14 protein-coding genes are annotated in these 14,266 nt (G+C 29.2%); 13 read left to right on the plus strand and 1 reads right to left on the minus strand.

The window, feature by feature from the left end; genetic code table 11:
• Positions 1–193: 193 nt before the first annotated feature.
• Positions 194–1,135 carry a tyrosine-type recombinase/integrase gene (locus AC27EF_RS10265; RefSeq protein WP_487110663.1) on the plus strand — a complete coding sequence of 314 codons (942 nt, stop codon included), beginning with the start codon at positions 194–196 and terminating at the stop codon, positions 1,133–1,135.
• 120 nt (positions 1,136–1,255) lie between these two features.
• Here the strand turns inward: AC27EF_RS10265 and fic are convergent, their stop codons facing one another.
• On the minus strand, positions 1,256–1,861 hold the full coding sequence (gene fic / locus AC27EF_RS10270; RefSeq protein ID WP_487110664.1) for a protein adenylyltransferase Fic: 606 nt from the start codon (positions 1,859–1,861) through the stop codon (positions 1,256–1,258).
• 189 nt (positions 1,862–2,050) lie between these two features.
• Between fic and AC27EF_RS10275 the strand changes: the two genes are divergently transcribed.
• The 12 genes from AC27EF_RS10275 to AC27EF_RS10330 are packed head-to-tail and all read left to right on the plus strand — an operon-like array spanning position 2,051 to position 14,212.
• On the plus strand, positions 2,051–3,184 hold the full coding sequence (locus AC27EF_RS10275) for a glycosyltransferase family 4 protein (RefSeq protein ID WP_487110665.1): 1,134 nt from the start codon (positions 2,051–2,053) through the stop codon (positions 3,182–3,184).
• Positions 3,184–3,927, plus strand: coding sequence for a glycosyltransferase family 32 protein (locus AC27EF_RS10280; protein WP_487110666.1), 744 nt, complete (start codon positions 3,184–3,186; stop codon positions 3,925–3,927). The genes AC27EF_RS10275 and AC27EF_RS10280 overlap by 1 nt, the downstream gene beginning before the upstream one ends.
• Positions 3,927–5,018, plus strand: coding sequence for a hypothetical protein (locus AC27EF_RS10285; protein WP_487110667.1), 1,092 nt, complete (start codon positions 3,927–3,929; stop codon positions 5,016–5,018). Before AC27EF_RS10280 ends, AC27EF_RS10285 begins: the two co-directional genes overlap by 1 nt.
• Positions 5,011–5,913, plus strand: coding sequence for a glycosyltransferase family 2 protein (locus AC27EF_RS10290; protein ID WP_487110668.1), 903 nt, complete (start codon positions 5,011–5,013; stop codon positions 5,911–5,913). The genes AC27EF_RS10285 and AC27EF_RS10290 overlap by 8 nt, the downstream gene beginning before the upstream one ends.
• 4 nt (positions 5,914–5,917) lie before the next feature.
• Positions 5,918–6,808 carry a glycosyltransferase gene (locus AC27EF_RS10295; protein ID WP_487110669.1) on the plus strand — a complete coding sequence of 297 codons (891 nt, stop codon included), beginning with the start codon at positions 5,918–5,920 and terminating at the stop codon, positions 6,806–6,808.
• A 4-nt stretch (positions 6,809–6,812) separates the two neighbouring features.
• Positions 6,813–7,973, plus strand: coding sequence for a polysaccharide pyruvyl transferase family protein (locus AC27EF_RS10300; RefSeq protein ID WP_487110670.1), 1,161 nt, complete (start codon positions 6,813–6,815; stop codon positions 7,971–7,973).
• Between the two features lie 27 nt (positions 7,974–8,000).
• Complete coding sequence (locus tag AC27EF_RS10305) at positions 8,001–8,645, plus strand: CatB-related O-acetyltransferase (protein WP_487110671.1); 645 nt, start codon at positions 8,001–8,003, stop codon at positions 8,643–8,645.
• Entirely contained in the window at positions 8,638–9,813 is a 1,176-nt protein-coding gene (locus AC27EF_RS10310; RefSeq protein ID WP_487110672.1) for a Coenzyme F420 hydrogenase/dehydrogenase, beta subunit C-terminal domain, read from the plus strand. The genes AC27EF_RS10305 and AC27EF_RS10310 overlap by 8 nt, the downstream gene beginning before the upstream one ends.
• A complete protein-coding gene (locus AC27EF_RS10315; protein ID WP_487110673.1) occupies positions 9,813–10,931 on the plus strand; it encodes an acyltransferase family protein in 1,119 nt (372 codons plus the stop codon). Before AC27EF_RS10310 ends, AC27EF_RS10315 begins: the two co-directional genes overlap by 1 nt.
• Positions 10,928–11,761, plus strand: a complete 834-nt coding sequence (locus AC27EF_RS10320; protein WP_487110674.1) for an SDR family NAD(P)-dependent oxidoreductase — start codon at positions 10,928–10,930, stop codon at positions 11,759–11,761. Before AC27EF_RS10315 ends, AC27EF_RS10320 begins: the two co-directional genes overlap by 4 nt.
• Before the next feature lie 3 nt (positions 11,762–11,764).
• Complete coding sequence (locus AC27EF_RS10325) at positions 11,765–12,745, plus strand: WaaS/CpsH family glycosyltransferase (protein WP_487110675.1); 981 nt, start codon at positions 11,765–11,767, stop codon at positions 12,743–12,745.
• A 6-nt stretch (positions 12,746–12,751) separates the two neighbouring features.
• Entirely contained in the window at positions 12,752–14,212 is a 1,461-nt protein-coding gene (locus tag AC27EF_RS10330) for an oligosaccharide flippase family protein (RefSeq protein WP_487110676.1), read from the plus strand.
• The last annotated feature ends 54 nt before the right edge of the window (positions 14,213–14,266 follow it).

Below are 14,266 nucleotides of genomic sequence, written 5' to 3' on the forward strand. Positions count from 1 at the left end.
TTCTTTTATCCTGTTTTCACTGCGTTTGCATACTACGATTTTAACACGGAACCACCGTCTTGTGAACTATACATTCCCCACTAATTTTATAATAAGCATCCTACTATATTTTCTGAATTTTACATGATTTGTTATAATACTCTTTATCGGAAAACTTTGATTTTTAGAATTATTTTGACAAAGGAGGTTTTTTATGATTTTTTCCTATGAAGAACAGCATCGACAAATTCAGCAATTCTTATCACTTATGAAAATTGAGCGTAATCTTTCTCCGCTTACTTTAACTTCTTATTCCTATGATCTATATCAGTTTATCACCTGGCATGAAGCAAATACGCGGTCTTCCATCAATCAATTAAGTATCATTGAATATTTTGACTACCTGCAGACCAAGCGCCGGCTTTCTGCCAAAAGCATCCTGCGAAAGTACGCCTCCATTAAACAATTTCTTTCCTTTTTAAATGAAGAGCATTATGCCAGTGAAAAATTTTTTCGCTTCAACAGCCGAAAATTTCGGATTCCTCATGCCCTTCCGAAGACATTAAGCCTTTCTGAAGTAAAACTTTTAATCCATTCCACAGAGAATCAGTATCTCAAAGCAGATTCCTCCTATCATAAGGCTCTGATTTTTCGAGACGGTACCATTATTGAACTTCTTTTTTGCCTGGGATTGCGCATCAGTGAAATCTCAAATTTAACTTTACAAGACTATCAGCCAGATGAAGCTTCCATCCTCATCCATTCCAAGGGAAATCGCGAACGTCTCTTATATATTTCCAGCTCTGATGTAATTGATAAGTTATCTCTCTGGATTTCCACTCACCGCAAGCAACTGCAGCCCACTTCTGCTTCTCTTTTTGTAAATCGTTTCGGAAATCCTTTATCTGTCCACGCCATCGAAGATATCTTTCAAAAATATCGCTGTCTGTCGGGCATTAATCCCAATGCAACTCCTCATTATCTGCGACACACCTTTGCAACTCACTTACTAAACAATGGAGCATCTCTTAGAGATGTTCAGGAAATATTAGGACATAAAAACATCTCTACCACTCAAATCTATACAGAAATTTCCTTAAAGCGCAAACAAGAAGTCTTAACCAAATTCAATGCAAGAAATTTCTTATTTGAGTGACGTCTTCTTAGAGGTCAGAGTCTTCTTGCTTAAAGAGGATAAATTTTTACATTCTGAATCACTATGAAAGGGCAGAATCAAAATGACTCTGCCCTGTTCTTCTTCCATAACACACCCGGTTTATAATTCTTCTGTTTTATAAACCGAATACCCCTCATAATAATAGCTATAGTCAATGCCTTTCATATAAATCTCCCGATCCTCAATCTCGTTGGTTAATGCTTGCTTTAAAATATGTTTGATTTCAATATCTTTGATCGGGCTCCTCTCCATTGCCAATAAATAGTCATCTTTCTCAACCAGACTCCAATCAATTACGACATTCAGTTCTTCTTTTAATATAAAATCAAGCCAAATTCTTGTACTGCGACCATTTCCCTCCCGAAATGGATGTACAATATTCATTTCTACATATTTTTCAATAATTTCATCAAAGGTTGACTGCGGCATCTTTTCAACATTTTCAATGGCTGCCTGCAGATACATCACCGATGCAAACCTGAAATTACCTTTCGCAATATTGACATCTCTTATCTTTCCGGCAAAATCATAGATTTGTTCAAATAAATACTTATGGATTGCAGCAAGCATCTGAAAAGTACCGACTTTGCACCCTTTCAAATAATCACTTTCAAAGAGTTCCATTGCTCTTTTCTTGCTTATCTTCTCTTCCATTCTTGCCAATTCCGTTGAATCGATAATTCCCAGTTTGTTCTTTAGCGCCATAAAATCCACTCCTCCTTCAAATTTCAAAATCAATGCTGTTTAAAATGCTCAGTCATCTGGATTGACAAACCTCTCTATGTTCTCACGTCGCTATTTTCGGTTATATTGCAATCTTATCATATCGTATACAGCATATCAACTAAGCTCCTTTGAGGTTTTTAAGTAAAATATATTATTTGAGGTTGAAGGATGAAAATTGCAGTGATTGGACACAAACGTATTCCTTCTCGTGAAGGTGGTATCGAAATTGTTGTGGAGCAATTAGCGATTCAAATGGTAAAGCAAGGACATGAAGTTCATGTATATAATCGTAAAGGAACTCATGTTTCGGGAAGTGAATATGAGACGAGTTCTCAAAGAAAGAAAGTGTACAAAAATATAAAAATTCATACAATTCCCACTTTTTCAAATAGCAAATTAAATGCATTCATATATTCAATTTTGGCGACATTGCATGCAGTTTTTTGCTGTTATGATGTTATTCATTATCATGCCGAAGGTCCTTGTTCTATGCTTTGGATTCCGGCATTATTTAAAATTCATACAGTAGCAACTATACATGGTTTGGATTGGCAACGTTCAAAATGGGGAAATTTTGCAAGCAGGTTTTTACTTTTTGGAGAAAAGATGGCTGTTAAATATGCAGATGAGATAATTGTTCTTTCTAAGAATATGCAAAATTATTTCGAGGAGAAATATAAAAGAAAGACTCATTATATTCCAAATGGAGTAAGTAAGCCCAATATTAAATCTGCGAACATCATTACGAAAAAATATCAAATTTGTAAGAATGATTATATTTTATTTTTAGCCAGAATTGTTCCTGAAAAAGGAGTTCATTATTTATTAAGTGCATATAAAAAATTAAACACTACAAAAAAGCTTGTGATTGCCGGTGGAAGCAGTAATACAGAAGCTTACTATAAAAGAATTGTAAATCTGGCTCAACAAGATTCAAGAGTCATTATGACCGGATTTGTACAGGGACGAGAACTAGAAGAATTATATAGCAATGCTTATATTTATGTTTTGCCCAGTGATGTAGAGGGAATGCCAATAAGTTTATTAGAAGCAATGAGTTATGGAAATTGCTGTTTAGTTAGTAATATTCCTGAAAATATTGAAATATTTCCAAAAAAATTAGTTAGTTTTCAAAAAGGAAATGTCTCAGACCTAACGTTACAATTAGATAGATTATTGCATTCCTCGGATGAAGTTAAATCAAAAAAAATAAGCATGCGTGAATATGTTTCTAAACATTATTCTTGGGAAACAGTCACAAATAAAACTATTAATTTATATGAAAGGCTACAAATAAAATAATGTATCAAATTCCTAAAATTATTCATTTCTGTTGGTTTGGGAAACAAACGAAAAATGATTTTTTATTAAACTGCATACGAAGTTGGAAAAAGTATTTGCCAGATTATCAGTTTATGGAGTGGTCAGAAAAAAACTTTGATATTAATTGCTGTTCTTATGTGTATGATGCTTACCAAGAACAAAAATATGCCTTTGTGTCAGATTATGCAAGGCTTTGGGCATTACATAAATATGGAGGAATATATTTCGATACAGATGTCGAAGTATTAAAAAATTTAGATATATTTCTTAAGTATAAGGCTGTATTGGGATTTGAGAGTAACAACAGGGTAGCTACAGCAATTATGATGTTTAAAAAAGAGCATCCGTTATTGAAAGCCTGGATGAATCAGTATCATAATAGAAAATTCAAACAACTTGGAAAGTTAGACTTAACCACGAATGTGCAATACCTTACTAATATTTTGCAAGAACAAGGGTTATTATTAGATGGTAGTCAGCAAACACTAAATCACAATTCTATAGAAATATTTCCAATAGAGTACTTTTGTCCGTATGCAATGGGAGATCAAGAAGCTAATATCACAAATAACAGTTATACTATTCATTGGTGTGACGGAAGTTGGGTTTCAGGACGTGTAAAATTAAAACATTGGATTATTAAGACTACAAAAAGAATATTTGGAACAAAAAGATATAATTATTTGCGTTCTTTATTTATTGCTAAAGATAGGAGAACATAATGAAAACACAATATACTATAGCACAAATTTGTTTTTATTTTTTTTGGTTCGTAGTTACCATCGGGAAAAGTTTTAATTTAAGTTCTTCAAATTTTGTTATGCGATTATGTACAATAATAGGTCTTGCGTTTTTAATACTAAAGCTATTTTGTACCAAATGGGAAATAAAAGAACTGGTTAATTGTGCTTTCCTAGGACTAATCGGGATGGTCTCTTTTTTTATTTGCAAAAGAGAGGGGGCTTTTTTAACTATTTTAGCAATCATTGGATTAAAAGATATTCAATTAAAAGATTTATTAAAAAAAACTTATTATATAAAAAGTATTCTTTTTTTTGGCTTAATATTACTTTCTTTCTTAGGCATCAGAGAAAATACGGTATTCGAAGATGTGAGAATTGGAGAAAATGTTACAAAATACGGCTTCGGAATCGGACATCCAAATTTAGTTCATGCTACGCTATTTATTATTATTTGTTTAAGCATGTACTGTAATTTTGCAAAATTTAAAATAAGAAATTATTTTTTTTGGATGATGGCAAATTTATTTTTATATCAATTTACTAAAAGTCGAACCGGATTTCTTGTTATCGTTTTTACGTTAACTATATCTTTTACTTTAAAAAATAAAATTATTTACAAAATATTGAAAGTTCCGATTATTGTTTTCCCGATTATTTTACCATTTGTATGTCTGGATATGGGGTATTTGTATTCCGATTCAGCGATGATACAAAAAGTAAGTGATTTATTGCAAGGCAGAATCATGTGGATTAATTATTGTTTTGAAAATATAAAAATAAATTTATTCGGAACAAATTGGGGTTCAGAAGTGATTATATTAGATTGTGGATACGCAATGATTTTGTTCAGATATGGTATAGTTCTTTTTCTTTTATTTGTACTTGCTAATTTTTTTATGATAAGAAAATTTTATATAGAAAAAATGCTACCAGAGTTAGTAATATTACTGGGGTTTTTAGTATATGCAGTAACGGAAGAATTTACTGCTAATATATTTTTAAATTTTTCTTTGGTATTCGTAAGTAAACTTATTTTTATAAAATCTAAAAAAGGAAGTTTTTATGGTTGAATTAACAATATTTACACCAACTTATAATCGTGGGAAATACCTAAAACAATTATATAATTCTTTAAAAAAACAAAGTGTCCAAACTTTTGAATGGATTATTGTTGATGATGGTTCCAATGATAACACGAAGGAAATAGTAGAAAAATTTGACAAATCTATATTTAACATTATTTATATTTATCAAAAAAATTCCGGAAAACATATTGCTTTTAATCTTGGGGTAAAGTATAGTAATGCACCGTTATTTTTCTGTGTAGATTCTGACGATATCTTAACCGTTGATGCCATAGAAGAAATTCTAAAATATAACTCAATATTACATCGAAAGAATGTGGTTGGTATAGTTGCTTATAGAAAATTTCCAGATGGAAAAATTTCCGGTGATAAATTTCCTGATACGGTAGCCGTCACTTACAATCAACTATATTATTCATATAATAAAAAGGGAGAAACAGCTCTTATATTCAAAACAGACATTCTAAAAAAGTATCCATTCCCTAAATTTGACAAAGAAAATTTCTTAAGTGAGGAAATTTTATATAGTCAATTAGATTACGAAGGAAATTTACTTATTATGCCGCGAGCCATTTACATTATGGAGTATTTAAATGATGGATTGACAAACAATTGGTTTACAAATTGGATAAAAAATCCTCAATCAACTACTTTACTTTTAAACACAAAATATTTTCATGTAATGAAACTTTCTGTTTGGGAAATTATGAAAAAAAAAGTGAAAATATTATTGCAATGGAATTGTTTCTGCCTTGGAGCTAAAAAAAATATTTTGGAAAATACACCAAGTAAAATAGGAAGTGTATTACTGTTTTTACTGTCTATACCAATTTATTATGTAAAATTTAAACATGCAGTTAAAATTGGGAAAAAGGATTGAAAAAATGAAAAAGAAAACAGGCGTTGTAATCTTAAATTTTAATGATTCTGAATCAGTATTAAAACTATATAAACTTATTGTGGATTTTCAGGCAATAGATAAAATTGTAATTGTCGATAATTGCTCTAAAGATCAATCATACAATATCCTTAAGAAAAAATGTATTCGTAAGTGTTCGGTTATACGAACACCTTATAATGGCGGTTATGCCTATGGAAATAATTATGGAATTCACTATTTATTGAAATATTATCCGGAGATTTTTTATTTTGTCATATGTAATCCGGATGTAATTTTCAAAGAAAGTTTGATTGAACAAATAAAAATTCAATTTGAAAAAAATAAGGATATTGGTTTACTGTCAGGCGTTATGCACACCGTTGAAGATGTTGATGTAAAAATGCCATATGGGGATTTTCCTTCTTTTTATGAAGACTTATTTAGTTGCTTTTATTTATATCGTTACTATTTAATGTATCAACGAAAGAAAAAAATCGATTATACAAAATCGTTGCAATTAGTTGAAGTTGTTTGGGGATCATTATTTGCTATTACAAAAAAAGCTTTCCTGGAAATTAATAGTTTTGATGAAAATACTTTTCTTTACTATGAAGAAAGTATACTAGGAAGAAAACTTCAAGAAAAAGGGTTAAAATCAGCTATAATAACCGATGAAAATTATATACATAATCACGGAACAACAATTACTAAAACAACTAATATTATATATCGAAATTGTATCGGATTAGATTCAAAATATTATTATCAAACTCATTACAATCATATTGGAAAATGTAAACGACTGCTCTTAAAAATAGCTATATTTTATTCAAAGCTTGAATTGCATATTGGGTGTTTTATAAAAGATAAATTATTATGTTTTAGAAAAGGGTAAGACTATGACAAAAAAGAATCAAAAAATTATTACAACCTTAGGTTTAGAACTTTATGCAAATAATTTTGGTTGTAGTGCTTTAGCAATTTCATTTCTATATATATTAAATGAGATTGCCAAAGAACAAAATGAAATATTTAAAGTAAATATCATTACTTATGCAATTCCTGAACATGAAAATTATAATTATTCTAATTTGATTATTGAGTTACATCTAAAAGAATTCAAAAACTTTAATTTTTTTAGAAAACTTTATAATCTTTGTAAAAAAAGCAATTTAATTATAGATTTCACTGAAGGAGATAGTTTTACAGATATTTATGGAATAAAACGTTTTATACTAACAACAAATCTAAAAATGATAGCAGTTTTAAGTAAAAATCCATTTGTGATCGGACCTCAAACCATTGGTCCTTTTAACTCCAAATTCGCACAATTTTGGGCAAAGTATATTTTAAAGAGAAGTATGTCAATTTATACGCGAGATCGCTTATCCTCCGTATATTTAAAAGAAATGTCAAATATTTCAAGTATTTGTGTTACTGATGTTGCAACCTTGCTTCCATATAAATGTCAGAAATTGGAGCATAAGAAAAAGAGAGTTGGATTTAATCCATCCGGTTTATTGTATCATGGAGGTTATACCATGAATAATCAATTCCAACTAAAAACACATTATCCTGAGTTTTGTTTTAAACTAATTGAACTACTGCAAAAGGAATATGAAATTTTTCTTTTTCCTCATGTAATTACTCCTGATTATGATTCAATAGAAAATGATTTGAAAGTTTGCCGTTTGTTGAAAGAAAAATATCCACAATGCATTATAGTAGATTCTTATAGCAATCCAATAGATGCAAAGACTTCGATATCTCAAATGGATTTATTTATTGGCTCCAGAATGCACGCCACAGTAGCGGCGTTCACTTCAAAGGTCCCTACTATTTCAATTGCATATAGCCGGAAATTTGCAGGTCTATATAAAAATTTAGATTATCCATACGTAATTGACGCAAAAGAGAAAAATACAAGCGAAACAATAAGTTTGATTTCAGAATGGATTCAAGATATTTCTGTTCTAGAAAAAAAACGTATAAATTCACAAAAAATTATAGAGCAAAAGAATACTCAGTTTATTAATGGATTAAAGAAAATACTAATATAATTAAGTCGACTATGAGGAGAATATAGAATGCAGAGCTATTGGTTTTATAAAAAATCACCGACAATTATAAAAAAAATTTATATATCTATTATGAAAAAATTTACCAAAGGAGAATTTTATTCAGTTCCATTAAGAAATTTATTTAAATCTGTTTATGGAATTGATATTGGAATAGGATCTTATGGGTGCTTTGATATAAATTTTGCACCTAAAATAAAAATAGGAAGATATTGTTCGTTTGCAAAAAATGTTAGTATTGTACCCAGACGGGAACATCCTCTTTCATACGCTTCTACCCACCCATTTTTTTTTAATAGTGCTTTAGGTTATGTAAAGGAAGATACGATAGAATTTAATGATTTGGAGATTGGAAATGATGTATGGATTGGACAAAATGCAATTATCTGCAGCAAATGTAAAAAAATAGGTAATGGATCTGTAGTAGCAGCCGGAGCTGTTGTAACATCTGATGTACCTTCTTATGCTATTGTTGCAGGTATCCCAGCTAAAATTGTTAAAAAACGCTTTGATATTCAGATTCAAAATGAATTAGAAAAATCCAGATGGTATGATCTTGAGCCAAAAGAATTGAAAAATTTTGCAAAATATATTGAAAATCCATCCCTTTTTTGTAGAGAAATCAACCAATACAGGAGAGCTGATAATGAATGATTATATTATTCCCAAAGAAAAATGTACCGGATGTAAAATGTGTTCCCAGGTTTGTAATCATAATGCTATCAAATTTGTAGAAAATCGAGAGGGATTTTGGTATCCATCAATTGAACTTAGCAAATGTATACAATGTAATCTTTGTAAAATAAAATGTCCTATAAATCGTGAGTTAAAAAAAGACAGGGAATTTGGTATTGCTGCTTACGGTGCGTGGACGTTAAACGAAAAAAGAAGAATAAATAGTACATCTGGCGGCATATTTACTGAACTTGCTTTAAAATGGGTAGATAAACAAGGATTTTTTGTCGGTGCAGCATATGGTACAAATTTATCTGTAAAGCACAAAATTGTTGAAAAAAGAGAATTTTTAAATCAATTACAACAATCAAAGTATGTACAAAGTGATACTGAAGGAATATATAAAAAAGTAAAAAAATTATTGGATGAAAACTCAAAGGTTGTTTTTTCGGGTACTCCATGTCAGGTTGCCGCTTTAAAAAGTTTTTTAGGAAAGGATTATAAAAACCTGTTAACTATAGATTTTATTTGCTGCGGAGTTCCGTCTCCAAAAGTGTATAAAGAATATATCAATTTTTTAGAAAAAGAAAATCACTCTCAGATAACTAAAATATGGTTTAAAAATAAAACCTTTGGATGGCACAGCTTAAGTACAAAAATCTTATTTAGAAATAATAAAACATATTTAAGAAGATCTAACGTTGATCCTTATATGATTGCTTATATAGAATCAGGATTAGATTTAAGAACAAGTTGTTATCAATGTGATTTTAAGCAAAATCAACATTACAGTGACATTACACTGGGAGATTTTTGGGGAGTAGAGAATATATATCCACAATATTCTGATGAGAGGGGTGTATCTGCCGTTATAATCAATACAGAAAAGGGACATGAACTTTTTAAGGCTATAAAATCAAAGGTTTTTTATTTTGAAACTCAAATTGATATAATTGCCAAAGGAAATTTTACATTGAATCAATCAATGAAAGATAATCCGAAACGTGATGCATTTTTTTCAGAATTGGGAACAATCCCTTTTGATAAACTGATTTTTAAATATAGTTCATGCAATAAAAAGGAAAACATGAAAAGAACTATAAAAAATTTTATAAAACAATTACTAAAAAGGAAGATTTACAATTAATGAAACGAGATTACAGAATAGATATTGTAAAAGGAATCGGAATATTTTTAGTTGTTCTCGCACATGCCGGCTGTCCTATTTCAAAGTATATTAATTTATTCCATATGGCATTATTTTTTATAGCAGCGGGATATTGCTATAATGTTTCTTATTCCAAAGACTTATCCTCACTTTTCAACCTGGTGAAAAAAAGAATGAAGTCATTATATATACCATATGTTTTGTATATGACAGTCTTTGTTATTTTTCATAATCTTTTTTTCACATTATTTATCTATACAAATAATCCGAACTTTTCAAATGGGGTGCTAGGAAATACATATGGAGTCTTACAAAAATATACTGTTATAGAAGAACTGAAAAATTTGGTTAAAACATGGCTGTTTTCTTCCAGCGAGCAATTGGGCGGTGCAGCATGGTTTGTTAAAGTACTTTTTGTTATCACCATCTTGTGGGCAATTTTGTTATTTATTTTTAAAAATCAGCATTTTAAAAATAAATTACTGATAATTTCTCTTGTATCTTGTTTAATGTTGGTTTTTGGTTACTTTTTAAACGTTAAGAACATTACATTAAAATTTGGATTATCCTCAGTATGCACATGTTTTTTTATGTTTAGTGTTGGCTGTCTATTTCGAATATATTATAAGAAGATTTCCAATTTTTTATATGGATCATTATATAAAAGTATCCTGTGTATTATTGGAAACATCTTCATTTTATTTTGGGTGGGACATTATGAACATGTGGCAATTGCAGTTAATAAATACAATAATCCGCTTTTATTAATTATAGTATCGATCAGCGGATGGTTTCTTATATGGAGTATTGCAGAATTACTCAATAATTTTACATGGAATCAAAAAATAGTATATATAGGACAACATACGTTACCAATTTTATTTTTACAGTTTTTGGCTTTTAAATTAGTTACTCTAATTCAAATTCAGATATTTCATTTGGACTCTTATCACTTAGCGTCTTTTCCTACATACAGAACCGATTCCGGCTGGTGGATTTTATATACTTTTGCAGGAATAACAGTTCCATTGTTAACAGAATATATATTTAGAATGTTTATCCATATTTTAAAGATTAAAAGAAAGGCAAAAAAATGAGTAAAGTTAGTTCTATAAAAAGTGTAATTAGGAAAGTGTTAGAATGTTTTAAAGACGTTGAAGTACAATTAAATAACGTTGAGGTTACATCTAATAATCTTCTGGAAAATAAAATAGCAATTATCACAGGTGTAACCAGCGGAATTGGAAAAGCTACTGCTAAAAAATTTATAAATTCGGGAGCTACGGTAATTGGAATTGGAAGAAATGAAGCTGTATTGAGCCAATTATCAAACGATTGGGGCAATAAATTTATACCACATGTGTGTGATATATCCGATTTACAAAATTTAGAGAAAAATTTTTATTCAATTTGTAATAAAATTAATCACCGTCCAATTTCTATTTTGATAAATTGTGCCGGGGCTAAGAATGGAAATGATGAAAGATTTTTTCAATATTCTTTTGATGAATTTGATTCTGTTATAAACACTAATCTAAAAGCAGTATTCTTTTGGTCGCAATTCATTTCAAAATATATGATAGATAATAAAATAAAGGGACATATTGTAAATGTTGCAAGTATCAAGGGATTTATAGGTGAAGCATCGCCTTATTCCGTATCAAAATGGGGATGTGTAGGATTTACAAAGGGATTAGCACGTTTACTGGCTCCTTATGGGATTGTTGTAAACGGAATTGCACCGGGGGGAACGGCAACTAACATGGCTCATTATCAAGAAGGGGATTCTTTAACACATATGATAACTCCCAATATGCGGTTAGCACTACCTGATGAAATGGCTAATTTAATTTTATTTTTAGCAAGTGATTTGGGACAAAATATAGTTGGTGAAGTTATTATTTCGGATGGTGGACAAGTGCTTTAAAAAATGAAAGGTGTAGATACCATAATGTACGGAAAATATTTAATTGTTACGTCAATGCTTGACTCTTATTTTTATCCATATGTTAAAAATGAACATATGGATATTGTACATCCATATAAAAGAATGAATAAATTAAGCTATTTTATTTTTAGAGTAAAAAGAAAAATGGGTATGGATTTTACAAATTATCTATATAACTTCTCCTTAGAAGAAAAATACAATGGAGTTATTGTTTTTGATTGTGCATGCGATAGTTATAATTTACGATTTTTAAAGAAGAATCATTCTAATGTCAATTTATATATTTGGAATATTATGAAAGATTTTATGGAACGACTAAAAAAAGGCAATCCAAATATTGATATAGACTATATAAAATCTTGTTTTAATCATGTATATTCATTTGATAAAGAGGATTGTGAGAAATATGGACTGGAATATTGCCCTCAGCCTTATTCCAAAGATGTAGTACTAAAAAAGACAGCTAGTGTATATGATGTTGTTTTCTTAGGGACAGAAAAAGGACGATTAAAATTGCTGAAAACCATTTTTAAGAATATACAAAAATTGAATTATAAACAATACTATCATATATATTCGCCAACTGCTGAAAAAAGCAATACAACTGATTTTAATATTACCAGCTTGAAAATTTCGTATCATTCCTACTTAAACTTAATTGCCAAAAGTAAAGCAATTCTTGATGTTCCGCAGGAAGGACAAATTGGTTTTACAATTCGAGTTTTGGAATCTTTATTCTTACATAAAAAACTGATTACTACAAATACAGATATTAAAAATTTTAAAATTTATAATAAACACAATATTTTTATTATAGAAGAAGACAACTATGAGAAATTAGATACATTCTTAAATTCTCCATATGATGTATCTACAGATCAATATTTAAAATATTTTGATTTACCTACGTGGTCAGCATTTATTTGTAAAGACTTAAAAATAAATTATTTAAAGGATATTTAATTGCTAATGAAAAATAAAGTAACATATTTTTTGAATTTAATAAAAAAAATGCCAATTGGCGCAAAAGCTGCGATTGTATATACATTTGCAAGTATATTGATAAAGGGGTTTAATGTTATTACAATTCCTGTATTTACACGGATTATGTCCAGTTCCGAAATTGGAATTTTTTATACGTTTACATCCTGGTATACCCTAATATCCATTATTGCTTCATTGGCACTTACTTCTGGCGGAATAAATATTGCACTAGTAGAATACAAGGTTAAAAGAGATGAGTATCAATCATCTATTTTAACCTTAACCTCTATTGTTGCTTTCATTTTTTTTATAATATTCATGCTAAAGCCCGATTATTGGAGTAATATATTAAATCTTGATCCAATTTTAATTTTTATTATGATTGCCGCATTTGTATTAGAACCAGCAAAAGAAATTTGGTTAGCTCGACAGCGCTATGAATACCAATATAAAAATGTGTTTTTCTTCACAATTATCTCAACTGTTTTTGCTACCTTGATGTCATTTGTAGTAGTTATTATGGGTAATTACAATCATACAAATGACTTAGGAATTCTTCGAGTCTGCTCTACATATATGGCTTTTTTTGCATTTGATATTATTTTATTTTTTCAAATCATAAAAAGAGGAAAAACTTTTTATAATAAAACTTTTTGGACTTTTTCATTAAAATTAAGCTTACCGTTGATAATACATGGATTTAGTAAAAGTATTTTAGATGTTTCTGACCGAACTATGATTAGTAAATTTTGCGGTAATAATGCAACGGGAGTATATTCAACACTATATAATTTAAGCACGTTGTCCCTTATTATTTGGAATGCTATTAATAGCTCATTTATTCCTTATTTATTTAATAAACTTAAAGATAGTAATTCAGATATAGATAAAGATATTTCCAAAACTGTAAATCCATTAATGTCTTTTTATGGAGTTGCCTGTATTGCTGTTACATTGATTTCACCAGAAATTATTAACTTATTAACAACTCCTGAATACTATAAGGCAATTGCAATAATGCCGCCAGTAGCTGCTGGAATTTTTTTGACATGTTTATATAATTTATTTGGAGATGTCTTAACCTATTATAAAAAAACATTATTTATTATGATATCAACACTTGTTGCAGCCGGTGCTAATATAGTATTAAATTATTTATGTATTCCTAAATTCGGTTATATTGCAGCTGCTTATACTACATTATTTTCATATGTAATATTAGTTTGTATGCAATGTATTTTTATGAATCTCGTAGCCAATCGAAGAATATACAATCTGAAATTTTTATGCTTCATGTCATGTATCACTGTATTTATTTGTTTATTTTGTAATGTACTATATTCTTTTACAATTCTTAGATATTTAATTATATTACTAATACTGTTAATAATTATTAAATTTAGAAAAACTATTATAAATTTATTTCAGGGCATAAAAAATAATTAAAATTAACATGATGAAAGGAATTTTATAATAATATTAATTAATGCTTATCAATAT

Source organism: Anaerostipes stercorihominis (assembly GCF_057535655.1).